Here is a 23,878-nt window from a genome sequence, read left to right on the forward strand (position 1 = left end):
TGCTGTCCTACTGAAGGCGCGGCCGGGGCATGACTGGTTGCGAGACGCACTCGTAGCACGGCAGACTGCCCTCATGGATCGCTTCTACCGCGTCTTCGTCAGCTCCACCTTCACAGACCTCGAGGAAGAGCGGCGCGAGGTGATGCAGGCGCTACTGGAACTCGACTGCATGCCCGCGGGCATGGAACTGTTCCCATCCTCGAACGCTCAGCAATGGGACATCATCGAACGAGTTCTCAAGACATGCGACTACTACGTTGTGGTAGTCGGAGGCCGCTACGGCTCAATATCCGAGGAAGGAATCAGCTACACCGAGAAGGAGTACGAACTTGCCGAAACGCTTGGCATTCCTATCCTTGGGTTTCTCCACGGCGATCCGGACAGCATCCCCGCTGGAAAGTCGGAAGCCACCCCAGCAGCTCGAAAGAAGCTTGAAGCGTTCCGGGGGCGAGTCCAGGGAAAGCATATCAAGTACTGGATGAACGCTATCGAATTGGGAGCAATAGTCTCTCGCTCATTCACCCAGGAAATGAAATATAACCCGCGCGATGGCTGGGTAAGTGGAGCTAATGCTCTCACACCGGAGCTTGAATCAGAGCTGCGGTCGCTTCGCGCTGAGAATCAGAACCGGTCGATGACCGCGAGAACTCCCCAAGGCAAGACCCTGCAACAGGGAGATGATAAGGTCCCGATCGTCCTCCTTTCGCGTTTTGGCTCGTACAGCGAACCGGATGCCTTCACCAAGGAAGCCACTTGGGACGGCCTTCTTAAAGCAGTAGGGGATCGTATGATCACGGAAGCGCCGGAATCCGTCCTCAGGGCCGCGATATGCGACGCGTACGCCGATTCTGATCCTGAGTCAGGCGAGGAGATCTATCTCACGCAAGAAAGCTGGGTTCTAATCATTCGCCAGCTTCGCGCACTTGGGTACATTGAGCTCGGAACGAAAGATCGCCCCGTAACCGACATAACTGTGTACTGGAAGCTCGCACCAGCGGGTGAAGAGAGGTTGCTCGAAATCGCTGCCCTGTATAGATCAGAATAGCGAGCCCCGACTCCTACGAGCTGCGACAGCAAGCGCAAGGTCGTCGTCGGCGGATTGAGTCAGGCATGGCGCATTCTCGACGCTAACCGCCGACGCGCGTCGCCTCCTGGGCTGTGCATCCGGCAGCAGCTTCGTGATCGGTCATGGCTTACCGCTCAGGTTCGGTGGTCGATAGAGCGTGCGGTGAACGAAGAGGCGTGCGCGACGTTCGCGCAGATCTTCCCCGTGCTGTTAGTCGCGGCGGTAATCGAGATCGGGCGGATACACCCGAACCTCAGACGTCTGCCCTGGTTCATGCCGGTGGTCATTGCGATGCCTATGAGCTGGAGCGCCATAGGCCTAGGCATCTGCATGGTGGGCGTGCTTGAGCGCGGAGTGCCCACCTGGTTGGGGAGCGCCGTAGTGGTCCTCGCGTTTGGCGCGATGGCTGGCCTCGTGCTTCAGCTTGTGATGATTGCCGTGACACGGGAAGTGCAGGACGAGGAAGCCGCGGAGGCTGCAGCGCGCCCCGCAGTGCGACTGAGCATCGCCGAGCGCTTGCGCATAGCTGTCACGGGCCGATCCGACTCCGGTTCTTCGCGTTCCTGAGGACCGTTTTTCGCATGGGGAGAGAAGCGCGCCCGCCCAGGAGGTCCGGGTGGAGACAGGCTGAGGCCCACCTACCACCCGGACGCGCAGTCACTCCGCTGCGGCTGCCATCTGACTGATGGCCGCTTCGGAGTACGCGCGAATCTCGGCCGGCTTCTCCGCGTTGAAGACCCAATCGTTCATCGCGTTCTGCGCCTGGTCACCCGCCCCGTCGTCGCCGCGCATCAGCTGCCAAAGCTCAACGCCCTTCTGGTCGAGCGCTTCGTTCCCCGGCTCGTTGAGGTAGCGGTTTACCAGCTCCGCGGTACCGGTGCGGTAGGCGTGACCGAGGATCGCCTTGACGAGGATGCTGTCTCCGCTGAGCCTCGCATTGTCGTACAGCTGATGCATCGCCTTGTCATCCTTCGCTTCGGCTGCACGGGTTACGCGGTCGAGAGCGTCGCGGTAGGACACGGTGTCGCTGGTGGGCGCAGTGGTAGGCAGCCCGAACAGCTGGCGCTCGAGGTCGGCTCGACGTGTGGTGAGTGCCGCGTCTCGTTCACGCTTGAGCTTTGACAGCTGCTGCACCGTGTTGGCGTGCAGCGTGGCCAGCTTGCTGCGCTTGCCTTCCGGGGTGAGGCGGTTGTCGTTCTGCACGGCTGCGACCTGCGAGAGGTAGCGGGTCTTGAGCTCGTGCGCCTGTTCGTGGTGCTTGGTCTTGGGCAGGGTCATGATCAGTTCCTGTTCTTTTTGGATGTGTGGTTCAGCCGGTTGGTTTGGTGTGGGTGGAGAGCGTCTGCCACCATTGCCGCGCGGCTTCCCGGACGTCGTAGGGGCTGGTGTCGGTGACCTTATAGGCGGGCTCGAGGTAGAGCATCGCGAGGTGCAGGAGCGCGCCGTAGAGGACGTCGGGCCACCCGTCCGGCCCGAGTGTTTCGGCGGCGAGCGTGTGATGTCGGACTACGGTCTTCACCATCAGGTCGGGGCTGGCGGTGAGTGTGGCGAGCTCGCTGGCAAGGGAGTAGCTGGCGATGCTGATCGATCCAGCTCCGACGACGCTGCTCGGTACTCCGTCCTTGTCCTCGTACAGCTGCGTGAGCATCTTGTTGCCGGCTGTCTCGAGCTCGTCGAGGTACGCCTTGAGCCAGTTGCTGCTTGGGTCTGTCATGGGTGCTCCTGACGGTCGTGGTGCAGCCCGAAGGCTGGGTGATTGAGGCGCGGACAGGTGGCGTCGTGCTCGAGCACGGCGTGAGCGATGCCGGGGATGTAGCGCTCATCGAACGCGATCTCGAAGCGCTGGTGATCCTCGATACGAGGTGGTGAGAGTGGCATGCTGCCTTCCGGTCTGTTTTGGCTCTCTGCCTGGAACCAGATTAGGCATGTTCGGTTTCGGGCGCAAGTATTGACCGAAAATGGGCGTGCCGGGTAGAGTCTGGTTGTGAACACCCCGGAGCAAATTGACGAGTCATTCGCCAGCGCCGTCCGAGAGACGCGAACGCGGCTTGGCGTCAGCCAGGATCGACTAGCCGCCGAAGTAGCGAAGCGTGGCTATAGCTTCCATGTCACGACAGTTGGCAAGATCGAGCGCGGGGACCGCCGCGTCACCGTGGGTGAAGCCGTCGCGCTAGCCGACGCTCTTGACGTCTCGCTGGAGTCTCTGGTGCACAACAAGCAGGACTTGACGGCTAGTTTCGCCGAACATGGTCAGGCTCGGACGGCCTTCATCCTTGAAGCTGCGCGTTACGTCGAAACGATGCTCTCGGTCGCCGCGGCGGCAGATAATCAGGCCGATCTCCGACACGAGGACGAGCAGTGGCTTGCGGAGGCCTTCTTGGTACAGACGCCGGCGGACTTGACCGAGGACGCTCGGTACGCGCTCGACGCTGCCATCAGCCGCCGCGGCATAGATCCCGACGGAGTCTGGGTGAAGCGGCTGGTGCGGAGTGTGACAGAAGGCGCTGAGTGGGCACAGGCACGGCGGAAGTCGAATGGCAACGGGTAGCGTCGCTCCCTACGAGACGGCGAGGGGCAGGCGATACAGAGTTCGATACCGCACGCCAGAGCAGCGTCAGACCGACAAGCGTGGCTTCAAGACGAAGCGGGACGCCGAACTGTTCCTCGCATCCGTAGAGGTATCGAAGGCCCGCGGTGAGTTCGTACGTCCGGAGGATGCACGCGAGACGATCGGCATGCTCGGCCCCGTCTGGCTCGCCAACCAGACGCACCTCAAACCGTCGTCGCTGCGTCCGCTCGAGATCGCATGGCGTCTGCATGTCGAGCCCGTCTGGGGCAAGACGAGAGTATCCGACGTCAAACACAGCGCGGTGCAGACGTGGGTGACCTCGATGAACGGAGCGAGTGCGACGACAGTCATCCGCAACTACGGTGTCCTCGCCAGCATCCTCGACACCGCGGTGAAGGACCGCCGCATCCTGAGCAACCCGGCGCGTGACGTGAACCTGCCGCGCAAGAAGCGGAAGGAGCACGTCTACCTCACGCACGAGCAGGTGTCTGACCTCGCTCTCGCGGCCGGTGACCGGTCGACGCTCGTCCTCGTCCTCGCGTACACAGGGCTGCGCTGGGGTGAAGCGGTCGGCCTGCGCGTGAAGGACGTCGACTTCACCCGGCGGCGGCTCAACGCGACGGTGAACGCGGTCGAGGTGGCGAACGTGATCACGGTAGGGACGCCGAAGACCCACAAGCGGCGTTCCGTGCCTTTCCCCGCACTGTTGGCACCGGCGCTGCGCGAGCGCTGCGATGGGAAGGACGGCGACGCTCTCGTGTTCGCGACGAAGCACGGCACGCACGAGCGGCGCTGGCACAACGATCACGGCTGGTTTCCCGCGGCGGTGAAGAAGGCCGGGATCCCGTCGACGACCGCGCACGGGCTTCGGCACACCGCTGCGAGCCTGGCGGTGAGCGCCGGCGCGAACGTGAAGGCGGTGCAGCGGATGCTTGGTCACGCCTCCGCAGGGATGACGCTCGACGTGTACGCAGACTTGTTCGAGGACGACCTGGACATCGTTGCGGGCCGACTCGATGACGGGCACGCGCAGACGGTTGTGGGCAAGATGTGGGCAGAGGCCGCCCGGGACGAGGACGAGGCCCGCTAGATCCGCTTGTCTGTGCGGATCGACGAGCCTCCTTTAGGGCGGAGGGTGTGGGATTCGAACCCACGAGACATCTCTGCCCACCTGTTTTCAAGACAGGCTCCATCGGCCGCTCGGACAACCCTCCAGCGACGCGACCACGTGGCGAGACGTGATCGCGTCCCGAGAAGTCTACCGGGCTAGCGCGGCAGGGAGTCGAGCGCGGCCGCGAGGCCGTCGTCGGTCACGCCACCGGTGATCTCGTTGCCCGCGTCGACGACGTCGTCGGGCGCCTGGCCCATGACGACGCCGCGGCCGGAGGTCGACGCCCACCGCAGCATGTCGATGTCGTTGCGGCCGTCACCGGCGGCGAAGACCCGGGAGCGCGGGATGTCGAGCCACTCGCGCACGCGTTCCATCGCGGTGGCCTTGGTGACACCGAAGGGTGCGATGTCGAGCCACGACGTCCAGCCGACCGAGTAGGACACCTTGTGCAGCCCCATCTGCTCGACGACCTGCAGGAAGTCCTCGGTGTCGTGGCCCGGGGAGATGACGACGACGCGGGTGGCCTCGACGCCGAGCAGCTGCTCGAACGGCACGTGCTCACCGGCGACGGTCATCGTGTCGTCGGGGAAGTTGCCGGAGAGCAGGAAGTGGCCGGTCTGGTCCTCGACGCCGAACGCGGCGTTCTCGAGGGCGCCGTGGATCGTCCGGAGGACCTCGCTCGGGTCGAACTGCTCGACGTGCACCCGCTCGTAGGACCCGTCGGGGCGGCGGGCGAGGGTGAGCGCACCGTTCGCGCAGACGAGGTACTTCGGCTCGATGCCGAGCGTGTCCAGCAGCGGCACGGTCATGCCCTCGCTGCGACCGGTGGAGAGCATGACCTCGTGCCCGGCTGCCTCGGCAGCGTGCAGTGCGGCGATCACGGCGTCGGTGACGACCCCGTCCTCGCGCATGGTGGTGCCGTCGATGTCGAGCGCCACCAACCAGCGCTTCGTACGGGCGGGCGCTCCCGCACCGGCCGCGCCGTCGACGAACCGACCCTGCGTGCTCATCGGGGCTCGATCACCTCGACGCCGCCGAGGTACGGACGGAGGACCTCGGGCACGACGACCGAGCCGTCGGCCTGCTGGTGGGTCTCGAGGATCGCGACGATCCACCGGGTGGTCGCGAGCGTGCCGTTGAGGGTCGCGACGGGCGCGGTCTTCCCGCTCTCGGTGCGGTACCGGATGTCGAGGCGACGCGCCTGGAAGGTCGTGCAGTTCGACGTCGAGGTGAGCTCGCGGAAGGTGCCCTGCGTCGGGACCCACGCCTCGATGTCGTACTTGCGCGCGGCGCTCGTGCCGAGGTCGCCGCCGGCCACGTCGATCACGCGGTAGTGCAGCCCGAGGTCCTGCAGCATCTGCTCCTGGTACCCGACGAGCTTGGCGTGCTCGGCCTCGGCCTGGTCCGGGTGGACGTAGGCGAACATCTCGAGCTTGTTGAACTGGTGCACGCGGAGGATGCCGCGGTTGTCCTTGCCCGCCGACCCCGCCTCGCGGCGGTAGCAGGTCGACCAGCCGGCGTAGCGCAGGCCGTCGCCGTCGTCGAACGACAGGATCTCGTCGGCGTGGAAGCCGGCGAGGGCGACCTCGCTCGTGCCGGTCAGGTAGAGGTCGTCGGCCTCGAGCCGGTACACCTCGGCCGCGTGCTCGCCGAGGAAGCCCGTACCGGCCATGGTCTCGGGGCGCACGAGCGTCGGGGTGATGAGCGGCTCGAACCCGGCGGCGATCGCGCGGTCGAGGCCGAGCGACATCAGGGCGATCTCCAGCCGGGCGCCGAGGCCGCGCAGGAAGTAGAACCGCGAGCCGGAGACCTTCACGCCACGCGGGATGTCGATGATGCCGAGGTGCTCGCCGAGGTCGGCGTGGTCCTTCGGCTCGAAGTCGAACTCGGGCTTCGTGCCGACGGTGCGGAGCGTGACGAAGTCGTCTTCGCCGCCCTTCGGCACGTCCGGCAGCACGACGTTGGGGATGCTCCGGACCACCGCGTTGAAGGACTCCTCGGCGGCGGTGACGGTCGCCTGCGCCTCCTTCACCTGCGCGGCGAGCGCCTGGGCCTGCTGCACGAGCGCGGCCTTCTCGTCCTTCGGGGCCTTCGCGACGGTCTTGCCGAAGGCGTTCTGCTCGGCCCGGAGGGACTCGAACGAGGTGATCGCGCTCCGCCTGGCCGCATCGGCGGCGACGGCCTCGTCGACGACGGCGACGGAGGCGCCGCGCGCCTCCTGCGAGGCCTTGATGACGTCAGGGTTGTCGCGCAGGAGCTGGGGATCGATCACCGGATCATCCTAGCCAGCGCCGGTTGCGGGCCGGGTGCGAGGCGGGTCCGAGGTGGGTGCGAGACGGCCTGGAGGCGCGGTGCGGGCCCGCCCCGCGCCTCCAGGCCCGCGACGGGTCGATCCCGGCATCCCCTCGCAGCATCCGATCGGTACCGTTGGCTGCATGTCGACCCCATCGGAGACCGCGTCTGCGGGCCAGGACGCCCTCCAGACCGAGCAGCGGACGGCCGCGGTGGTCTACAACCCGGTCAAGGTCCACCTGCCGACCCTCAAGCGCACCGTCGAGAAGCACCAGCAGGAGGCCGGCTGGGCCGAGACCCTCTGGTTCGAGACGACCGAGGAGGACCCGGGCGGCGGGATGGCCCGCGCAGCGCTCGAGGCCGGAGCCGACGTCGTCGCCGCCGCCGGCGGGGACGGCACCGTCCGTGCCGTCGCCGAGGTGGTGCACGGGTCGGACGCCTCGCTCGCGCTCCTGCCGAGCGGCACGGGCAACCTCCTCGCGCGCAACATGAAGCTGCCGCTGGACGACCTCGGCGGGATGGCGAAGGCGATCTTCGTCGGGCACGACCGGCCGATCGACTTCGGGCTCCTCGGCGTCGAACGTCCGGACGGGTCCCGCGACAAGTACGGGTTCGTCGTGATGGCCGGCCTCGGGCTCGACGCCCGCATGATCGCCAACACCCGGCCCGAGCTGAAGAAGCGCGTCGGGTGGCTCGCGTACCTCGACTCGCTGCTGCGCTCGGTTCGGGACGCCGACGGCTTCGAGTTCAAGTACCGGCTGGACGAATCGGCGCGCAACGGCTCGGTCCGGGCGCACTCCGTCATCGTCGGCAACTGCGGCATGCTGCAGGCCAACGCCATGCTCCTGCCCGACGCCGAGATCGACGACGGGGTGTTCGACATCGTCGTGATGCGCCCGCGCGGCTTCTTCGGCTGGGTCCGGATCGGCGCCCGGGTCTTCTGGGAGAACGCGATCCTGCGGTCGTTCCGTCGGTCGGCCCTGTCCGACACGCTGATCGGCCGCCGGATCACCACGGCCGCGAAGCAGGAGCGCCCGCTGCGGTACATGCGCGGCGAGGAGTTCACGCTGCGGCTGTCGAAGCCGGACGAGTTCGAGATCGACGGCGACCCGGTGGGCGAGATCGTCGCGTTCCGGGCGCGGATCGACCCCGGTTCGCTCGACGTGCGGGTCCCCGACGTCGAGCCGAGTCCGGCACGCGGTCGCCGGCGCTGACGCCCGGCGCGCGGTCGCCGACGCTGACGCGCGGCGGCGCCGTGGCCGCCGCGCGGCTCAGTCCGCCTGGGGCTCGCCGGACACGATCGCGCGCAACCAGTCGCGCGCCTCGACGAACGCGACGTCCGAGTAGCGGGCGGGCACCTCGGGGCGCACCCCGTCGGCCCGCGGGTACGACCCGAGGAACGTCACGCGCGGGCTGAACCGCCGCAACCCGAGCAGGGCGTCGGCCACGCGCTCGTCCCGCACGTGCCCGTCGAGGTCGATGACGAACCGGTACCGCCCGAGCTCGTCGCCGATGGGCCGCGAGGACAGCAGCCCCATGTTGATCCCCCGCGTCGCGAACTGCTCGAGCATGTCGACGAGGGCGCCGGGGTGGTCGGCCGGCAGCTCGACGATGACGCTCGTCTTGTCGGCGCCGGTCGGGGCGGGCAGCGCCAGGGTCTTCGACACGAGCACGAACCGGGTGACCGCCGAGGCGTTGTCCCCGATGGACGACGCGAGCACCTCGAGCGCGTAGTGGTCGGTGATCCCCGGGGGTGCGACGGCGGCGTCGGCGGTGGGGTGCTCGTCGAGCAGGGCGGCCGCGGCGGCGACGTTCGAGGACGCCGGGATGTGCCCGTGTCCGCGGACGTTGGCCTCGAGCCAGTGGTGGGTCTGGGCGTAGGCCACGGGGTGGGCGTTCACGGTCCGGACGTCGGCGAGCGCGGTGCCGGGCCGGGCGACGAGCACGAAATCGACGGGGACGAGGTACTCCCCCACGATGCGGACGCCGGGGATCCGCGCGAGGGCGTCCTGCGTCGCACTGACACCGCCGTCGACGCTGTTCTCGATCGCGATCACCGCGCCGATCGACCGGCCGCTGACGACGTCGTCGAGCGCTTCCCCGACGTTGTTCACGCTCCGCCAGGGCTTGCCCGCCGCCGCGTCCACGAGCTTGAGCGCGGCCTCGGTGAAGGTGCCGGCGGGTCCGAGGTAGGAGTACGTGTCGGACGGCGCGGCGGACTCGGTCATGCCGCGAGCCTATTGCAACGCCCGCGGCCCGCAGGCGTGCGTGCCGGTGGCGTCAGTCAGTCGCCGTGCCGGTCAGTCGGGCCTCGCAGATGGCGGGCTCGTCGTCGTCGCGCGGGTAGGTCAGCGCGGCGAAGCGCCCCTCGGGGTCGAGCCGGCTGAGGAGCGCCGCGGCGATGCCGTCGAGCTGCCCAACCTGCTCGTCGCTCAGCGCGTCGATCACCATGCGGCGAGCGGTCCGGACGTGGTCCGGCGCCGCGTCGACGATGGTCGCGTAGCCGGCGTCCGTGAGCCGCACGTCGGTCGCCCGCCGGTCGTCGGTCGAGGGGCAGCGCGAGACGAGTCCGCGCTTCTCGAGCCGGGACACCACGTGCGACAGCCGCGGCAGCGAGGCGTTCGTCGCCGAGGCGAGCGCCGACATCCGGAGCGTCCGGGAGTCGGTCTCCGAGAGCATCGCGATGACCATGTAGTCGAAGTGCGTCAGGTCGGCGTCACGCTGGAGCTGCTGGTCGAGCGCTGCGGGCAGGAGCTCCATGACCGCGACGAGCTTCATCCACGCGCGCAGCTGGTCGCGGGTGAGCCACGGGGTGTCGTCGGTCATGCTCCCACCCTACCGAAAGGTTGTCGGTTCAACCAGTGGTCACGCGGGGTCGGGCCGGACGCCGCGCTGCGATGACGAGCACCGCCACCACGACGAGCAGCAGCACCCCCTCGACGATGAGCAGCCGGGCACCGTAGTCGAACGGCAGCACGGTCGGGTTCTTCTGCCCGTGCGCCTTGGCCGCGATCTCGGGCAGGACGACCAGGGCGAGCACGCTCCCGAGGACGACGACCGCCTGCACGACGACGAGGGCCCACGACCGGATCGTCCGCCCGGTCCGGCGCAGCAGCAGTCCCGCACCGACGACGAACGGCGACAGGATCGCGTCGTGCAGGACCACAGCCCCGAGGAGCCAGGTCGCCAGCCCCCAGATCCGGTTCGGTCGGACGGTCGTCACGAGGACGTACGCCCCGAACGCGATGACGAGCACGCCGACCACGACGAGCACGATGCGTGCGGCCCTCATGCGATCACCTCGATCTTCTCGATCCACTTCGTCTGCAGCACTCCGGGTCGTCCGGGAGCGATGATCCGCGCCGGGAACCCGTGGTCGAGGTCGAGCGTCGCGCCGTTCAGCTCGAGCGCGATGAGCGTGGTCGGGTCCTCGGCGTACTCGGGGCCCATGTCCATGATCCGGTAGCCGCCGTGCCGCTCGAGGCTGGTCACCCGCACGTGCGATCCCGGCGCCGCCTGCACGGCCGCGAGCAGGTCGACCATCCGCACGCCCTTCCAGGTCGCCATCTGGCTCCAGCCCTCGACGCAGGCGATCGGGAGCCGGGCGACGGCCCCGCCGAGCGCCACGAGCTCCGCCCGCGAGAAGGTGCGGCTGACGTCGTGGCCGACGACGGTCAGGGTCCAGTCGGCCGCGGTGGCGGTGGCCAACACGCCGGCGGCGCGGGCCGTGCGGTTCACCGGCAGGTCGTTCGGACCGCGGTGCCGCTGCCGGGCACCGAAGACGTTGAACGGCTCGGCGAGCACCGAGGACTGTCCGGCGGTCAGTGCGACGACCCCGACGGTCGCCGCGGCGACCCCGGCGAAGAACCCGCGACGTGCGACCCGCTGGCGGCGTCCGTCCGCCTGCCCGGCGGTGGTCCGGGAGGCGCGGCTCGGCTCCGCCGCGTCGGCCGGCGGTCCGGCCGGCACGCCGTCGACCCAGCGGAGCACGCGGCCGGTGAGGCCGCGGGGGTACCGGGTGCCGGGCTGCGCGCCCGGAGCCGACGCGGCGGGCTGCGTCTGGACCGGCGGGAGCAGCTCGCTCCCCGCGTCGGGATCGACCACGAAGCGTCCGTGCTCGTCGTAGGAGTCCCGCTTCCGCCAGTACCGGGTGATCAGGCGGAGCTTCACGCCGATGTGCAGCACGAGCGACCCGATGAGCACGTACGCGAGCGCGTTGTGGACCTGCTTGAACGGGAACGGCCACGGGTACCACTGGTAGGTGTTCAGCAGGCCGGTGGTCACCTGCACGATCGCCGACGCGACGAACACCGCGATCGACAGCCGCTCGAGCAGGTGCAGCGGCCCGCGGACCGGCGGGGTCTGCAGGAGCGCCGGCATCACCGTGTTGAGCTTCGCGAGCAGCAGCGGGATGATCGCGATGCCCGCCGTGATGTGCACGCCCTGCGTGATCTGGTAGAGCTGCACGGGCCGGGTCGGGAAGCGCATCCACGACAGCGGCTCCTGCAGGAAGTAGCTGAAGACACCGGTCCCGAAGCAGACCAGGAAGGCGATGCCGAGCAGCCGCCCGAGCACGACCGCCGACCGCGCGTTCCGGTTCGGGGACGCCATCACGGATCGTGCATCCAGCAGCAGCCCGCGGACCATGGATAGCCTCGACGGACCATGAGTGAACGACGTCGCCCCGGCCGACTCCTGCCGACCGTGCTGGCCGTGGTCGGCGTGCTCGCCCTTGCGGGCGTCATCGCCTTCGGCGTCACGCATCTGGGGTTCCTCCGGTCCGGTCATCGTTCCCCATTCGTTGCGTGGACCCTGATCGCTTGGGCGGTGTTCGCCGCGGCGGTGCTCGCGTTGCGGTTCGTGCCGGCGAAGTGGATGACGTGGCTGGTGGTCGGAGGTGGTCTGGTCGTGGGGCTCGCCGCCATCGCCGGGCCGCCGAACACCAGTACCGACTCTGCACGCTACGCCTGGGACGGCATCGTGCAGCACGCCGGGATCTCACCGTACGCGCACACGCCCCAGTCGACGGCGTTGTCCGGTCTGCGCCCCGACTGGCTGTTCCCGGACAAGGTCGACGGCACGTGCAAGCCGCTCGAACCGCGCTTCCGCGGGCTCGGCGACGGTGCCGACGGGCACTGCGTCGCGATCAACCGTTCGGACGTCGTGACGATCTACCCGCCGATGGCCCAGCTCTGGTTCGCCCTCGTCCGGGCGTTCGTACCGGCCACCGCCCAGTACATGCCGTTCCAGGTCGCCGGGCTGGTCGTGTCGCTCGGCGTCACCGTCGGGCTCGTCGCGGTGCTGCGGAAGCTCGGTCGTCCGACCTGGTGGGCGGCGCTCTGGGCCTGGTCGCCGCTCGTCGCCTCCGAGGCGGTGACGAACTCGCACGTCGACGCCCTCGGGGCCGCCCTCGCGACCGCCGGTGCCGTGCTCGTCGTCTTCGGTCGGCCGATCTGGGGCGGGATCGCCCTCGGCGCGGCGACGGCGACGAAGCTCATCCCCGCGATCGTGTACCCGCCCCTCCTCGGCCGGTGGCGGCACTGGTGGGCGATCCCGGTGGGCATCGCGTTCTTCGGTCTGCTCTACGTGCCGTACGTGCTGTCGACCGGCCTCGACGTCCTCGGCTACCTGCCGGGGTACCTGTCGGAGGAGGGCTACGAGGACGGCTCCCGGTTCGCCCTCGTCTCGGTCGTGTTCCACGGCGACGCGGCGACGATCGTGGTCGGCCTGCTCGTGCTGGCGGCGGCCTTCGTCGCCTGGCGCCTGTCCGACCCGTCGCGTCCCTGGTCCGGCGAGGTCCTCATGATCGGCGTCACGTTCCTCGCGGTGACCCCGCGCTACCCCTGGTACGCCCTGCTCCTCATCCCGTTCGTGGTGCTCTCGGGCCGCTGGGAGTGGCTGTCGATCGGACTCGCGATCGCCCTGCGCGGGGTGTGGCCGTCAGCGGACGCGTACCGGTGGTGGCTCGCCGCCGCAATCGCCGTCATCGTGGTCGTCACGCTGGTGCGCACGGGGCGTGCCGACTGGGGGCGCTGGGGTCGCCGGCTCGCCTTCCGGCAACGCGCGATCGCGCAGTCGTCAGGTGCCGGGGCCGCCGAGGACGTACGCTGACGCCCATGGCACCAGCGACCCTGCTCGGCTCCTCCGACGGCCTGCTCGACCGGTTCGGACGGCGCGCCGTGGACCTGCGCGTGTCGCTGACCGAGCGCTGCAACCTCCGGTGCACCTACTGCATGCCGGCGGCGGGCCTGCCGTTCGCCCCCGACGACGCGCTGATGACCGCGGCCGAGATCGAGCGCCTCGTCCGGCTCGGCTCCGAGCGCTTCGGCGTGCGCAAGGTCCGGTTCACGGGCGGCGAGCCGATGCTCCGCCACGACCTGGTGGACGTCATCGCCCGCTGCGCGGCCCTGCCCGACGCCCCCGAGCTCTCGCTCACGACGAACGCGATCGGGCTCGCCCACCGCGCGGCCGCGCTGTACGACGCCGGCCTCCGACGCGTGAACGTGTCGCTCGACACCGTCGACCCGGACGTCTTCGCCACCGTCACCCGGCGCCCGTTCCTCGACAAGGTCATCGCCGGGCTCGAGGCCGCTCGGGCAGCGGGTCTCGCGATCAAGGTGAACGCGGTGCTGCTGCGCGGCGTGAACGACCACCTCGCACCCGACCTCATGCAGTGGTGCCTCGACCGTGGCTACGAGCTCCGGTTCATCGAGCAGATGCCGCTCGACCCCGACCACGCCTGGGACCGCACGTCGATGGTGACCGCGGCCGAGACCCGCGCGATGCTGTCGGACACGTTCGCCCTGGTGCCGGACGAGGCACCCCGCGACGGTGCTCCCGCCGAGCGCTTCCGCGTGCTCGCGCGGACGGCCGACGGCGGAGTCGGCGCCGAGCTCGGCACGATCGGGATCATCGCGAGCATCACCGAGTCGTTCTGCGCCGACTGCACCCGCACCCGCCTGACCGCCGACGGCAACGTCCGGAGCTGCCTGTTCTCGGACGACGAGACCGACGTCCTCGGTCCGATGCGCGCCGGTGCCTCCGACGACGAGGTCGCCGAGCTCTGGCGTCGGGCGATGTGGGCGAAGCCCCGCGACCACGGCGACGACAGCGACGACCTCGTGCACCCCACCCGCGGCATGAGCGCGATCGGGGGCTGAGCGTGACGACGATCCGGTTCTTCGCGGCGGCCCGTGCTGCGGTCGGCGCGGACGAGGTCACCGTGCGGGCCTCGGCGCTCGACGACGCGCTGCGGTCGGTGACGGCCGAGGACCCCGACCGCTGGCGGGCACTGCAGGAACGGTGCTCCTACCTCGTCGACGGGGTGACCACGCGCGACCGGTCGACCCGGCTCGACGGCGTGGCGGTCGTCGACGTGATGCCGCCCTTCGCCGGCGGCTGAACCGGTCCGTCCCGCGCAGAGCGTCGGGTCAGGCTGGCGGGTAGACCGTCAGCTCGTCCGGCGGCACGGCGATGCGCACGACGTCCCCGGGGACGAGTCCGAGCGTCGCCGCGACCGCCACGGTGACGTCGGCCACGAGGGCACCGGCCCGCACCCGGACGAGTCCGTCCCGCGGCTCGAGCGCGGTCACCCGGCGCGTCGGTCCGGCGCCGTCGCGGGTCACGACGGCGACCGTCGGGTGGTAGGCGGCGAGGGCGGGCGATCCGGGAGGCACGGTGTGCGTCGTCGAGACGAGCTCGCCGCCGTCGACCGGTGCGATCCCACCCCGGGTGGCGGTGCCGCCGACGAGCGTCAGCCCCGAGAAGGACGCCGCGAACGCACTGGTCGGACGACCGAGGACGGCGGCGGTCGGTCCCTGCTCGACCACCCGGCCACCCGCGAGCACGACGATGCGGTCCGCGAGGCCGACGGCCTCGAGCGGGTCGTGCGTGACGAGGACCGTCGGTCGACCGGTGCGGGCGGTGCCCAGGGCGGTCCGGACCTCGGCGCGGGCGTCGACGTCGAGCGCCGAGGTGGGCTCGTCGAGGAGCAGGAGCACGGGGTCGGTGGCGAGTGCCCGGGCGATCGCGACGCGCTGGGCCTGTCCGCCCGAGAGCGTCCCGGGGGCGCGGTCCGCCAACCCGGCCACGCCGACGGCGGCGAGGGCCGCGTCGGACCGGTGTCGCGCCTCCCGGCCGCCGGAACCGGTCGCGCGCGGTCCGTACGCGACGTTGCGGGCGACCGACAGGTGCGGGAAGAGGTCGGCGCGCTGCGCGACGAGGCCGACGCCGCGGCGGTGTGCGCGGACGCCCGTCAGGTCGCGCCCGCCGAGGATGACCGCGCCGGACCGGACCCGCAGCAGGCCGGCGAGGGTCTCGACGACGGTGGACTTGCCCGCGCCGTTCGGACCGACCAGCGCGACGCACTCGTCCGGGGCGACGTCGAGTCGCACGTCGACGCCGCGGTCCGGCACCACGACGTGGGCGCGGAGGCCGCCGTGTCCCGGGTGGTCGCTCGTCATGCGATCACCGTCCGGGTGCGGACCGCGGACGCGCCGATGACCACGAGCGCGACGACGACCAGCACGAGGGCCAGCGCGACCGCCGTGTCCGGGTCGATCTCGCGCTGCAGGTAGATCTCGAGCGGCAGCGTCCGGGTCACGCCCTGCAGGCTGCCGGCGAAGGTCAGGGTGGCCCCGAACTCGCCGAGCGCGCGGGCGAAGCAGAGGACGAGGCCGGCGAGGATCCCCGGCAGTACGCGTGGTGTCGTCACGGTCAGGAACGTCCGGGTCGGGGACGCGCCGAGCGTTGCGGCGACCCGTTCGAACCGGTCGCCGCCGACGCGCAGCGCCCCCTCGATGGACGACACCAGGAACGGCATCGCGACGAAGGTCTGGGCGATGACGACCGCGGTCGTGGTGAAGGCGATGCGGAGGCCGTGGTCGTCGAGCCACGCGCCGACCACGCCGAGTCGACCGAACGCCGCGAGGAGCGCCAGTCCCCCGACCACCGGCGGGAGCACGAGCGGCAGCAGGACGAGTGCCCGGGCCGCGCCGATCCACCGCGACGTCGACCGGGCGAAGAGCACGGCGAGCGGGTACCCGAGCACGAACGCGATCCCCGTCGCGGCCGCCGCGGTGCCGAGGCTCAGCCCGAGGGCGGTCAGCGACGCGGTCGAGGTGACGAGTGCGCCGAAGGAGCCCCAGTCGACGCGGCCGACCATCGCGAGGACCGGCACCACGACGAACAGGCCGCCGAGCACCGCCGGGAGCGGGAGCCACCACGGCACCGGCGTCCGGACGGCGCGGACCGCCCGCGGCCCGGCGGTGCGGACCGCTCGGTCGGGGGTGCGGCCGGCGTCACCGGTCGGCTCGGTCGCCTCGGGCACGGGTCAGGGGGCGCCGAAGCCGGCGGCGGTGAGGACCTCCCGGCCGGCGTCGGAGCGGACGTACGCGGTGAACGACTCGGCGAGGCGCGGGTTCGCCGCGTCCCGCAGGACACCGATCGGGTAGGTGTTCACGGCCTTCGACGCGGCGTCGAAGCGCACGCCGTCGACCTTGCCGCCTGCGCCCTCGACGTCGGTGACGTAGACGAGTCCGGCGTCCGCCTGCCCGGACTCGACCTTCCCGAGGACGTCGGTCACGGACTGCTCCTCGCTGACCGGGCGGAGGTCGACGCCGCTCGCCCGTTCGACCTTCGCGGTCGCGGCGCCGCACGGAACCGGGGTCGCGCACGTGACGAGCTGCACGTCCGACGCCGTCAGGTCCCGGAGGCCGGTGATCCCCTTCGGGTTGCCGGGTGCCACGGCGATCTCGAGGACGTTCGTGGCGAAGTCGTGCGCGGTGCCGGCGGCGACGTCGGTCCCCACGAGCTTCTGCATGTTCGCCTCGTCGGCCGAGGCGAAGACGTCGGCGGGGGCGCCGTTCTGGATCTGGGTGACGAGGTCGCTCGACCCGGCGAACGAGAAGGTGATCGTGGTCCCCGGGTGGGCGGCCTCGTACTGCTCGCCGAGGGTGGTGAAGGTCTTCTGGAGCGACGCCGCCGCGAAGACGGTGATCGTGCCGGTCGGACTCGCCGATGCGCTGCCGGACGACGCGGTGCGCGCGCTCGCGCTCGGGGCGGCCGTGCCGGTCGTCGCACATCCCGCGAGGCCGACGGCGGCGAGTGCGGCAGCGGCGAGCAGGAGGGCGGCGTTCCGCACGTGCGTCGTCATTCCCCGATCGTACCCGCATCTGCGGCCGATGCGGGGATGGTCATCGGCAGTCCCTCACGCTGCCACGCCTGGATGCCACCGTCGAGCACGGTCGCGTCGCGCCCCGCGGCGCGGGCGGTGCGCGCCCAGGCGGTCGCGCGGACGCCGCTCGCGCACACCACCACGAGGGGCCGGTCGTCGTCCGCGGGGAGGTCCTCCGGACGGAGGCTGCCGGGGACGATGCCGGTGGCCCGTTCGGCCGGGGTGCGCACGTCGACGAGGACGGTCGCGTCGGACCTGCCGTCAGCCGACCGGCCGTCGCTCGTGCTGCCGTCGTTCGTGCTGCCGTCGCTCGTGCTGCCGTCGTCCGTGCTGCCGTCGCTCGTGCTCCCGTCGGCCGACCGGCCGAGTCGCGCGGCGAGTGCAGCCGGTGCGATCCGGGGCGGGGCGTCGTCGACCGTCGGGGCCGGGCGGCGGGACCCGGGGCCGCGGCGGAGCGTGCTCTCGGTCCACCGCCAGCGCCGGGCGTCGACCGTCAGCACGCGACCGGTCAACGGTTCGCCGATGCCGGCGACGAGGGCCGTCACCTGCGCCGCCATCACGCTGCCGACGGCACCGCAGAGCGCGGGGAGCACGCCGTCGAGCGCGCAGGACCCCTCGTCCGGCAGGGCGTCCGGGTGCAGGTCGTGGAAGTCGATCGGTTCCGGGCCGGCGTCGTGGAACACCGACACCTGCCCGTCGGTCCCGAGCACGGTCCCCCAGACGAACGGGATCCCGGCCGCGGCGCAGGCGTCCGAGATCGCCCGGGTGACCTCGACGCTGTCCGCGGCGTCGACGACCACGTCGTGCCCCGTGACGTGCTCCGGGCGGAACGGCTCGGCGATCGCCACCACCTCGAGCTCCGGGTCGACGCCACGGACACGCTCGGCCGCGCACTCCGCCTTGGGACGGCCGACGTCCGCCCGGGCGAAGAGCGTCTGCCGTGCGAGGTTCGACGTGTCGACGACGTCGAGGTCGACGATGGTGACGCGGCGGAGCCCCGACCCGGCGAGGTAGGTCAGCACGGGTGCGCCGAGGCCGCCGGCCCCGACGACGAGGACGCTCGCCTCGGCCAGCGCCCGGACGGCCCGGTCACCGGCACCCGCGAGCGCTGCGGTGCGCGACATCAGCCGGCGTCGGTCGTCGGTCATGCGTCGGCCGGTTCCGCCGGCACCTCGACCGAGACCATCGTCGCCTTGACCGAGGCCACCGCGACGGTGCCGACCTCGAGCCCGAGGTCGCGGACGGCCTCGGCGCTCATCAGGGACACGACACGGTGCGGGCCGCTCTGCAGCTCGACCTGCGCCATCACCCCGTCGACGACGAGGTCGGTGACGATCCCGACGAACCGGTTGCGGGCCGAGCTCCTCGCCCCGGACGGGTCGTCGAGCTGGGCGGCGGTCCCGCGGATGTGCGTCGCGAGCTCGCGACCGTCGACGACCGTCCGGCCGGAGCCGTCCGTCGACCGGGTGAACACACCGGCGTCCACCATCCGTCGGACGGTGTCGTCGCTGACGCCGAGGTACCGCGCGGCGTCGCGGATGCGGAGCTTCGTCATGGTCCTCGGCACGATACCGGTATGGGGAACTCTCAGTCTCGCCTGCCGGGACGCCGGGCACCTGCTCAGCCGCCACGGATACCGTCCTCACCGTGACTGCACCACGGACCGGCACCATCAGCATCCCCCGCTCCCCGGGGATCGCGCCGGTCCGTGCCCGCTTCCGGACGCGCCTGCGCGGCCTCGCGTCGAGCGCCGGTGCCGCCGTCGTCCGCACGCCGGAGCTGACGGTCGGCGCGTTCGGCGTCCTCGTCGGTGCCGCGTTCGCCTGGGTGCCGTCGCTCTGGTACGACGAGGCCGCCACGGTGACGAGCGCCACGCGCAGCTGGCCCCAGCTCTGGGCCGAGCTGCACAGCGTCGACGCCGTGCACGGCCTGTACTACGCGCTGATGCACGTCTGGTTCTGGCTCGTGGGGTACACGCCCTTCACGCTCCGGTTCCCGAGCGCCCTCGCGATCGGGGTGGCGGCCGGGCTCCTCGTGGCCCTCGGCCGTCGACTCGGCGGGCGCCGGCTCGGCATCACCGCCGGTCTCGTGTTCATCGCGCTGCCGCGGGTGCAGTGGGCCGCGTCCGAGGGGCGCCCCTACGCCACGATCACGACCCTCGCCGCCTGCCTCACCCTCGTCGGCCTGACCGCGGTCCGCCGGACCCGCACCGGGCGCAGCCTGCACTGGTGGGCGGCCTACGGGGCACTCGCGCTCGTCTCGGTCACCTTCAACGTCTACCTGTCGCTCGCCGTCGTCGCGCACGCCGTGACCCTGCTGTGGACGCTCCTCGCCCGACGCGCCGCCGTGCGCCGCGCAACGGTGTCCCGCGGTGGCCCCGACCTCGGCCCGGCACTCGTGACCCGCGGGGTCGTCGTGCGCTGGGCGATCGCGTCCGCGATCGCCGCCGTCGCCGTCTCGCCCCTCGTCGTCGAGGTGGCGTCGCAGTCGAAGCAGGTCGCGTGGATCGCCGGCATCGGGGAACGGACCGTCGCCCAGGTGTTCGCGACGGCGTGGTTCGGCGGTGCCGACGTGTACGCCGCCGGCGCCTGGGCCCTGATGCTCGTCGGCACGGTGCTCGTCCTGGTCGAGGCACACCGACGGTCCGCGACCGTCCGGACCCTCGTGCGCGCCCAGGCCGTCCGGGTCGCCCTGCCGCTCGTCGTGATCCCGACCGCCGCGCTGGTCCTCGCCACGGCGATGGGCAAGCACCTGTACTCCCCGAAGTACGCCTCGCTCAGCCTGCCGTTCGTCGCGCTGCTCATCGCCCTCGCGCTGACGTTCGTCCGTCCGAAGGCCCTGCTCGCCACCGTCGTCGCCGCGGTCCTCGTGCTGTCCGTCCCGACGGCCGTCGCCGTGAAGGAGCCGCTCGCGAAGCAGGACTCCACCTGGGCCCGTGCCGCCGCGATCATCTCGGCCGAGCGCAGCAGCAACCGGGCCGACGCCGACGAGGGCGTCGTGTTCGGCAGCGTCTACGGCCACCCCGGCACCACGGCCGACATCATCCGCATCTCGTACCCGACGGCGTTCACGGGCATGACGGACCTCGGCGTCCGCAAGCTCGGGACCGAGTCGGGTGTCCTCTGGAACCAGACGGGCGACCTCGCCACCACGATCCCGAGCCGCCTGGGCGACATCGACACGGTGTGGTTCGTCGGCGGGACCGTGAAGGCGCGCAACATCGAGCCCGAGACGGCCGAGGTGCTCGCCGAGCACGGGTTCACCGCCAAGGAGCACTGGAAGACCGGAACCGTCGTCATCACGGAGTACGTCCGCAGCTGATCGACGCCGAGCGCGTGCCCGAGCGCCTGCCCGTCAGTGCAGGAGGCGGGCGCCGTGCACGGGACCGGCGGCGCGCACCGCGACCATGCCGGCGGCACTGAGCTCGACCTGCACCTCGAGTGCCGCGTCGCGGTCGGTGACGAGGAACGCCACGGTCGGCCCGCTGCCCGAGACGAGTCCGGCGAGGGCACCGGCCTTCTCGCCGATCTCGAGCGTCGTCGCGAGCGTGGGCTGCAGGCGCATCGCCGGGGCCTGCAGGTCGTTGTGCAGGCAGTCCGCCAAGAGGTCGGGGTCGCCGGCGCGGAGGGCCTGCAGCACGTTCGCCTCGACCACGGGCGTCGTCGGCGCGGGGGCGATGTCCGCGCGGTAGCGCTCGCGGTGCTCGTCGAGGGCGCGGTACACGGCCGGCGTCGACAGGCCGGCGTCGCTCAGGGCGAGGACCCAGTGGAACTCGCCCTTGGCCAGGGCCGGGCTCAGCTCGTCGCCGCGACCGGTGCCGACCGCGGTGCCGCCGGCGAAGGCGAACGGCACGTCGGCGCCGAGCTGCGCGGCGAGCCGGAGGAGCTCCTCACGCCCGAGCGCCGTCCCCCACAGCGTGTCGACGGCGAGCAGGGTCGCGGCGGCGTCGGCGGATCCCCCGCCCATCCCGCCGGCGACCGGGACCTGCTTGTCGATGGTCAACCGGACGCCCCCGCGGTACCCGGCGGCGTCGGCCACGAGCCGGGCGGCACGGATCGCGAGGTTCGACTCGTCGACCGGCACCGCCCGCGTGTCGATGGGTCCGGTGAAGGTCACCGAGAAGTCGTCGGCCGGTTCCGCCGAGACGTCCTCGTACAGCGAGACCGCCTGGTACGCCGTCGCCACGTCGTGGTAGCCGTCGTCCTGCAGCGCGCCGACCGACAGGTAGACGTTGATCTTCCCGGGGGCGCGCGTCCGCACGCGGGTCGGTGCGGCCAACGTGGTCATGCCCCCAACCTATCCCGACGCAGCCGCGAAGCCGCGCGCGAGGTCCGCGCGGATGTCGTCCACGTGCTCCAGCCCGATCGACAGGCGGATCAGCCCGTCGCCGACGCCCGCGGCCGCACGCTCCGCCGAGGTCATCTGCACGTGCGTCGTCGACGCGGGGTGCACGACGAGGGAGCGCACGTCGCCGATGTTCGAGACGTGGTCGAACAGCTCGAGCGCCGCGACGAACCGCCGTCCGGCGTCGACGCCGCCGTCGAGGTCGAAGGCGAGCACGGCGGACGGTCCCGCCGGCACGTACCGCTCGGCCAGGTGGTGCCAGGGCGACGTCGGCAGTCCGGCGTAGTGCACGCCGAGCACCTGGTCGTGCGCGTCGAGCCACGACGCCACCGCGGCGGCGTTCGACACGTGCCGCTCCATGCGGAGCGAGAGCGTCTGGACGCCCTGCAGCACCAGGAAGGCGTTGAAGGGTGCGATCGCCGGTCCGAGGTCGGCGGACAGCTTCGACCGGGTGCGCTGGATGAACGCGCGACGGCCGAACTTCGACGCGAAGTTCGTGCCCGCGAACCCGGACTGCTCGGTCGTCGTGAGCTGCGGGTACCGCTCGGCGTGTGCCGCCCAGTCGAAGTTCCCGCTGTCCACGATGAGCCCGGCGATGGCGCTGCCGTGCCCGGCGAGGTACTTCGTGGCCGAGTGCACGACGATGTCCGCACCGTGCTCGATCGGACGGACGAGGTACGGGGTCGCGATCGTGTTGTCGACGATGAGCGGGACGCCGTGCTCGTGCGCGACGCCGGCCACCCCCTCGAAGTCGAGGACGTCGCCGCGCGGGTTCGGGATCGACTCGCCGAAGAACGCCTTCGTCTCCGGTCGGACCGCCGCGGCCCACTCGTCGAGGTCCGTCGGGTCCTGCACGAAGGTGAACGAGATGCCGAGGTCGCCCAGCGTGGAGTGGAACAGCGTGTAGGTCGCGCCGTACAGGGACGCACTCGACACCACGTGGTCGCCGGCACGGGCGAGTCCGAGCACCGCGAGCGACGTCGCCGCCTGCCCGGACGCGAGTGCGAGGGCGCCGACACCGCCCTCGAGGTCGGCGATCCGACGCTCCAGCGCGGCCGCGGACGGGTTGTTCACCCGCGAGTAGGTGTGCCCCGGTGCGTCGAGCAGGAACCGGGCGGCGGCGTCCTCACCCGACGGGTACACGAAGGCGGCGCTCTGGGCGATCGGCGGGACGTTGGCGCCCCAGCCCGGGTCGGCCTTGTAGCCGGCGCGGATCTGCCGCGTCTCGAACGCCCAGTCGTCCTCGGTGGCCCCCATCAGGCGCCCGCCCCGGACGGCACCGTCACCGCGGGGCGGACCAGGGGGATGACCTGCTCGCCGAACCGGTCCATCTCCTCGAGCTGCGGCGAGAACTGCAGCAGCAGCGTGTCGACCCCGGCGTCCTCGAACTCCCGGATCCGCGCGGCGACCTGCTCGGGCGTGCCGACGAAGCCGGGGCGGAGGCCGCGGTTCGACACCGAGTAGTCCTCGAGCGACGGGACGTGCTCGAGCTGCGACTTCGAGATGAAGTCCTGGTAGGACTCGTACGCGTGGCCGTGCTGCACGTCCGTGATCCGGGCGAGCTCGGCCTGCGCCTCCTCCTCGGTCTCGCGGACGATGACGTAGGCGGCCATGCCGAACGCCTCGAACGGCGGCAGCCCGGCGTCGACCCGGCGCTGCTTCATCTCGGCGATCTTCGTCCGGAGTTCCTCGACCGTGCCGCCGTGGGTCACGTAGGCGTCGGCGTAGCCCGTGATCGCCGCCTTGCCGGCCTCGCTCTCCCCGCCGGCGTAGATGCGCGGGGTGACCCGGGGCTTCGGCTCGAGGTGGCTGTTCTCGATGTCGTAGTACTCGCCGTGGAAGGAGTACGGCGTCTCCCGCCAGAGCCCCTTCATGACCTCGACGAACTCCGCCGTGCGCTTGTACCGGTCGTCGTGCTCGGAGAAGATCCCGCCGTACTGCTTGGCCTCTTCCGCCCACCACGCGCTCACCACGTTGAACGTGAACCGGCCGCAGGAGATGTCGTCGATGGTCGCGGCCTGCTTCGCGGTGACGGCGGGCAGGTGGTACCCGGGCCGCATCGCCGCCATGATCTCGAGGCGCTCGGTCGTCGCCGCGATCCCGGCGGCGAGCGCCCACGCCTCGAGGCTCGGTGCCGCGGTGCCCTTGATGTCGTTGAGGTTCAGCTCCGGCACGAGCGTCAGGTCGAAGCCGACGCGCTCGGCGCGCTGCGCCAGTCGCTTGACGTAGTCGAAGGTGACCGGCATGTGCTCGTTGTCGACGTTGCGCAGCCAGCCGCCGAAGAGCGGGGTCCAGTATCCGAATCGCACGGGTGAGTTCCTT

At 71.1% G+C, this 23,878-nt stretch carries 26 protein-coding genes and 1 tRNA gene; 10 read left to right on the forward strand and 17 right to left on the reverse strand.

The window, feature by feature from the left end; all coding sequences use genetic code 11:
* The first annotated feature begins 73 nt into the window (after positions 1-73).
* The gene (locus tag ACIQUC_RS13035) at positions 74-1,045 is read left to right on the forward strand and encodes a DUF4062 domain-containing protein (RefSeq protein WP_402267557.1); all 972 of its coding nucleotides are present in this window, start codon (positions 74-76) and stop codon (positions 1,043-1,045) included.
* Between the two features lie 183 nt (positions 1,046-1,228).
* Positions 1,229-1,633 (forward strand): hypothetical protein, encoded by a 405-nt coding sequence (locus ACIQUC_RS13040; RefSeq protein WP_402267560.1) that lies wholly within the window; start codon positions 1,229-1,231, stop codon positions 1,631-1,633.
* Positions 1,634-1,723: 90 nt separating this feature from the next.
* On the opposite strand, the gene ACIQUC_RS13045 is transcribed toward ACIQUC_RS13040, so the two are convergent.
* Together ACIQUC_RS13045 and ACIQUC_RS13050 are read right to left on the reverse strand one after the other, a co-directional pair.
* The gene (locus ACIQUC_RS13045; protein WP_402267563.1) at positions 1,724-2,344 is read right to left on the reverse strand and encodes a hypothetical protein; all 621 of its coding nucleotides are present in this window, start codon (positions 2,342-2,344) and stop codon (positions 1,724-1,726) included.
* 31 nt (positions 2,345-2,375) lie between these two features.
* Positions 2,376-2,780, reverse strand: coding sequence for a hypothetical protein (locus ACIQUC_RS13050; protein WP_402267565.1), 405 nt, complete (start codon positions 2,778-2,780; stop codon positions 2,376-2,378).
* A 2-nt stretch (positions 2,781-2,782) separates the two neighbouring features.
* On the opposite strand from ACIQUC_RS13050, the gene ACIQUC_RS13055 reads away from it, so the two are divergent.
* The 3 genes from ACIQUC_RS13055 to ACIQUC_RS13065 all read left to right on the forward strand — a co-directional run bounded on the left by ACIQUC_RS13055 (position 2,783) and on the right by ACIQUC_RS13065 (position 4,725).
* Positions 2,783-2,935, forward strand: coding sequence for a hypothetical protein (locus tag ACIQUC_RS13055; RefSeq protein ID WP_402267568.1), 153 nt, complete (start codon positions 2,783-2,785; stop codon positions 2,933-2,935).
* Between the two features lie 115 nt (positions 2,936-3,050).
* Complete coding sequence (locus tag ACIQUC_RS13060; RefSeq protein ID WP_402267571.1) at positions 3,051-3,614, forward strand: helix-turn-helix domain-containing protein; 564 nt, start codon at positions 3,051-3,053, stop codon at positions 3,612-3,614.
* The gene (locus ACIQUC_RS13065; RefSeq protein WP_402267573.1) at positions 3,601-4,725 is read left to right on the forward strand and encodes a tyrosine-type recombinase/integrase; all 1,125 of its coding nucleotides are present in this window, start codon (positions 3,601-3,603) and stop codon (positions 4,723-4,725) included. Before ACIQUC_RS13060 ends, ACIQUC_RS13065 begins: the two co-directional genes overlap by 14 nt.
* A 39-nt stretch (positions 4,726-4,764) precedes the next feature.
* Here ACIQUC_RS13065 and ACIQUC_RS13070 read toward each other — a convergent pair.
* The 3 genes from ACIQUC_RS13070 to serS form a co-directional block, all read right to left on the reverse strand.
* Positions 4,765-4,849: transfer RNA gene (locus ACIQUC_RS13070), tRNA-Ser, on the reverse strand.
* Positions 4,850-4,901: 52 nt separating this feature from the next.
* Entirely contained in the window at positions 4,902-5,756 is an 855-nt protein-coding gene (locus ACIQUC_RS13075; RefSeq protein ID WP_402267576.1) for an HAD family hydrolase, read from the reverse strand.
* Positions 5,753-7,018, reverse strand: a complete 1,266-nt coding sequence (gene serS / locus ACIQUC_RS13080; protein WP_402267579.1) for a serine--tRNA ligase — start codon at positions 7,016-7,018, stop codon at positions 5,753-5,755. The genes ACIQUC_RS13075 and serS overlap by 4 nt, the downstream gene beginning before the upstream one ends.
* Positions 7,019-7,181: 163 nt before the next feature.
* Here serS and ACIQUC_RS13085 point away from each other — a divergent pair, with 163 nt between their 5' ends.
* A complete protein-coding gene (locus ACIQUC_RS13085) occupies positions 7,182-8,252 on the forward strand; it encodes a diacylglycerol/lipid kinase family protein (RefSeq protein ID WP_402267582.1) in 1,071 nt (356 codons plus the stop codon).
* A 57-nt stretch (positions 8,253-8,309) separates the two neighbouring features.
* Here the strand turns inward: ACIQUC_RS13085 and pheA are convergent, their stop codons facing one another.
* From pheA to ACIQUC_RS13105, 4 genes are read right to left on the reverse strand one after another with little or no spacing between them, the layout of a single operon-like run.
* Complete coding sequence (gene pheA / locus ACIQUC_RS13090) at positions 8,310-9,266, reverse strand: prephenate dehydratase (protein ID WP_402267585.1); 957 nt, start codon at positions 9,264-9,266, stop codon at positions 8,310-8,312.
* Between the two features lie 52 nt (positions 9,267-9,318).
* Positions 9,319-9,864: a MarR family winged helix-turn-helix transcriptional regulator gene (locus ACIQUC_RS13095; protein WP_022906312.1), complete on the reverse strand. Its 546-nt coding sequence runs from the start codon at positions 9,862-9,864 to the stop codon at positions 9,319-9,321.
* A gap of 28 nt (positions 9,865-9,892) precedes the next feature.
* A complete protein-coding gene (locus tag ACIQUC_RS13100) occupies positions 9,893-10,330 on the reverse strand; it encodes a hypothetical protein (RefSeq protein ID WP_402267588.1) in 438 nt (145 codons plus the stop codon).
* On the reverse strand, positions 10,327-11,649 hold the full coding sequence (locus ACIQUC_RS13105) for a molybdopterin-dependent oxidoreductase (protein WP_402267591.1): 1,323 nt from the start codon (positions 11,647-11,649) through the stop codon (positions 10,327-10,329). Before ACIQUC_RS13105 ends, ACIQUC_RS13100 begins: the two co-directional genes overlap by 4 nt.
* Before the next feature lie 54 nt (positions 11,650-11,703).
* On the opposite strand from ACIQUC_RS13105, the gene ACIQUC_RS13110 reads away from it, so the two are divergent.
* Genes ACIQUC_RS13110 through ACIQUC_RS13120 form a run of 3 tightly spaced genes read left to right on the forward strand, consistent with a single transcriptional unit; the run spans position 11,704 to position 14,440 of the window.
* Positions 11,704-13,149 (forward strand): glycosyltransferase 87 family protein, encoded by a 1,446-nt coding sequence (locus ACIQUC_RS13110; protein ID WP_402267593.1) that lies wholly within the window; start codon positions 11,704-11,706, stop codon positions 13,147-13,149.
* 5 nt (positions 13,150-13,154) lie between these two features.
* Positions 13,155-14,198 (forward strand): GTP 3',8-cyclase MoaA, encoded by a 1,044-nt coding sequence (gene moaA / locus ACIQUC_RS13115; protein ID WP_402267596.1) that lies wholly within the window; start codon positions 13,155-13,157, stop codon positions 14,196-14,198.
* A 2-nt stretch (positions 14,199-14,200) separates the two neighbouring features.
* Positions 14,201-14,440: a MoaD/ThiS family protein gene (locus tag ACIQUC_RS13120; protein ID WP_022906317.1), complete on the forward strand. Its 240-nt coding sequence runs from the start codon at positions 14,201-14,203 to the stop codon at positions 14,438-14,440.
* Between the two features lie 28 nt (positions 14,441-14,468).
* On the opposite strand, the gene ACIQUC_RS13125 is transcribed toward ACIQUC_RS13120, so the two are convergent.
* The 5 genes from ACIQUC_RS13125 to ACIQUC_RS13145 form a co-directional block, all read right to left on the reverse strand.
* The gene (locus tag ACIQUC_RS13125) at positions 14,469-15,500 is read right to left on the reverse strand and encodes an ABC transporter ATP-binding protein (RefSeq protein ID WP_402267601.1); all 1,032 of its coding nucleotides are present in this window, start codon (positions 15,498-15,500) and stop codon (positions 14,469-14,471) included.
* Complete coding sequence (locus ACIQUC_RS13130) at positions 15,497-16,267, reverse strand: ABC transporter permease (protein WP_402268014.1); 771 nt, start codon at positions 16,265-16,267, stop codon at positions 15,497-15,499. Before ACIQUC_RS13130 ends, ACIQUC_RS13125 begins: the two co-directional genes overlap by 4 nt.
* A 102-nt stretch (positions 16,268-16,369) precedes the next feature.
* A complete protein-coding gene (modA, locus tag ACIQUC_RS13135; RefSeq protein ID WP_402267604.1) occupies positions 16,370-17,191 on the reverse strand; it encodes a molybdate ABC transporter substrate-binding protein in 822 nt (273 codons plus the stop codon).
* Entirely contained in the window at positions 17,188-18,360 is a 1,173-nt protein-coding gene (locus ACIQUC_RS13140) for a ThiF family adenylyltransferase (protein WP_402267607.1), read from the reverse strand. The genes modA and ACIQUC_RS13140 overlap by 4 nt, the downstream gene beginning before the upstream one ends.
* On the reverse strand, positions 18,357-18,767 hold the full coding sequence (locus ACIQUC_RS13145) for a molybdopterin-binding protein (protein WP_022906322.1): 411 nt from the start codon (positions 18,765-18,767) through the stop codon (positions 18,357-18,359). The genes ACIQUC_RS13140 and ACIQUC_RS13145 overlap by 4 nt, the downstream gene beginning before the upstream one ends.
* A 92-nt stretch (positions 18,768-18,859) precedes the next feature.
* Here ACIQUC_RS13145 and ACIQUC_RS13150 point away from each other — a divergent pair, with 92 nt between their 5' ends.
* Entirely contained in the window at positions 18,860-20,533 is a 1,674-nt protein-coding gene (locus tag ACIQUC_RS13150; protein ID WP_402267611.1) for a hypothetical protein, read from the forward strand.
* A gap of 33 nt (positions 20,534-20,566) precedes the next feature.
* Here the strand turns inward: ACIQUC_RS13150 and ACIQUC_RS13155 are convergent, their stop codons facing one another.
* The 3 genes from ACIQUC_RS13155 to ACIQUC_RS13165 are packed head-to-tail and all read right to left on the reverse strand — an operon-like array spanning position 20,567 to position 23,865.
* Positions 20,567-21,499, reverse strand: a complete 933-nt coding sequence (locus ACIQUC_RS13155; RefSeq protein ID WP_402267614.1) for a 4-(cytidine 5'-diphospho)-2-C-methyl-D-erythritol kinase — start codon at positions 21,497-21,499, stop codon at positions 20,567-20,569.
* Between the two features lie 9 nt (positions 21,500-21,508).
* Positions 21,509-22,813 carry an O-acetylhomoserine aminocarboxypropyltransferase/cysteine synthase family protein gene (locus tag ACIQUC_RS13160; RefSeq protein WP_402267617.1) on the reverse strand — a complete coding sequence of 435 codons (1,305 nt, stop codon included), beginning with the start codon at positions 22,811-22,813 and terminating at the stop codon, positions 21,509-21,511.
* Complete coding sequence (locus tag ACIQUC_RS13165) at positions 22,813-23,865, reverse strand: LLM class flavin-dependent oxidoreductase (protein ID WP_402267620.1); 1,053 nt, start codon at positions 23,863-23,865, stop codon at positions 22,813-22,815. The genes ACIQUC_RS13160 and ACIQUC_RS13165 overlap by 1 nt, the downstream gene beginning before the upstream one ends.
* Between the last annotated feature and the right edge of the window lie 13 nt (positions 23,866-23,878).

Origin of the sequence: Curtobacterium sp. NPDC098951, from assembly GCF_044759965.1 — a bacterium.
Classification (GTDB): Bacteria; Actinomycetota; Actinomycetes; order Actinomycetales; family Microbacteriaceae; genus Curtobacterium.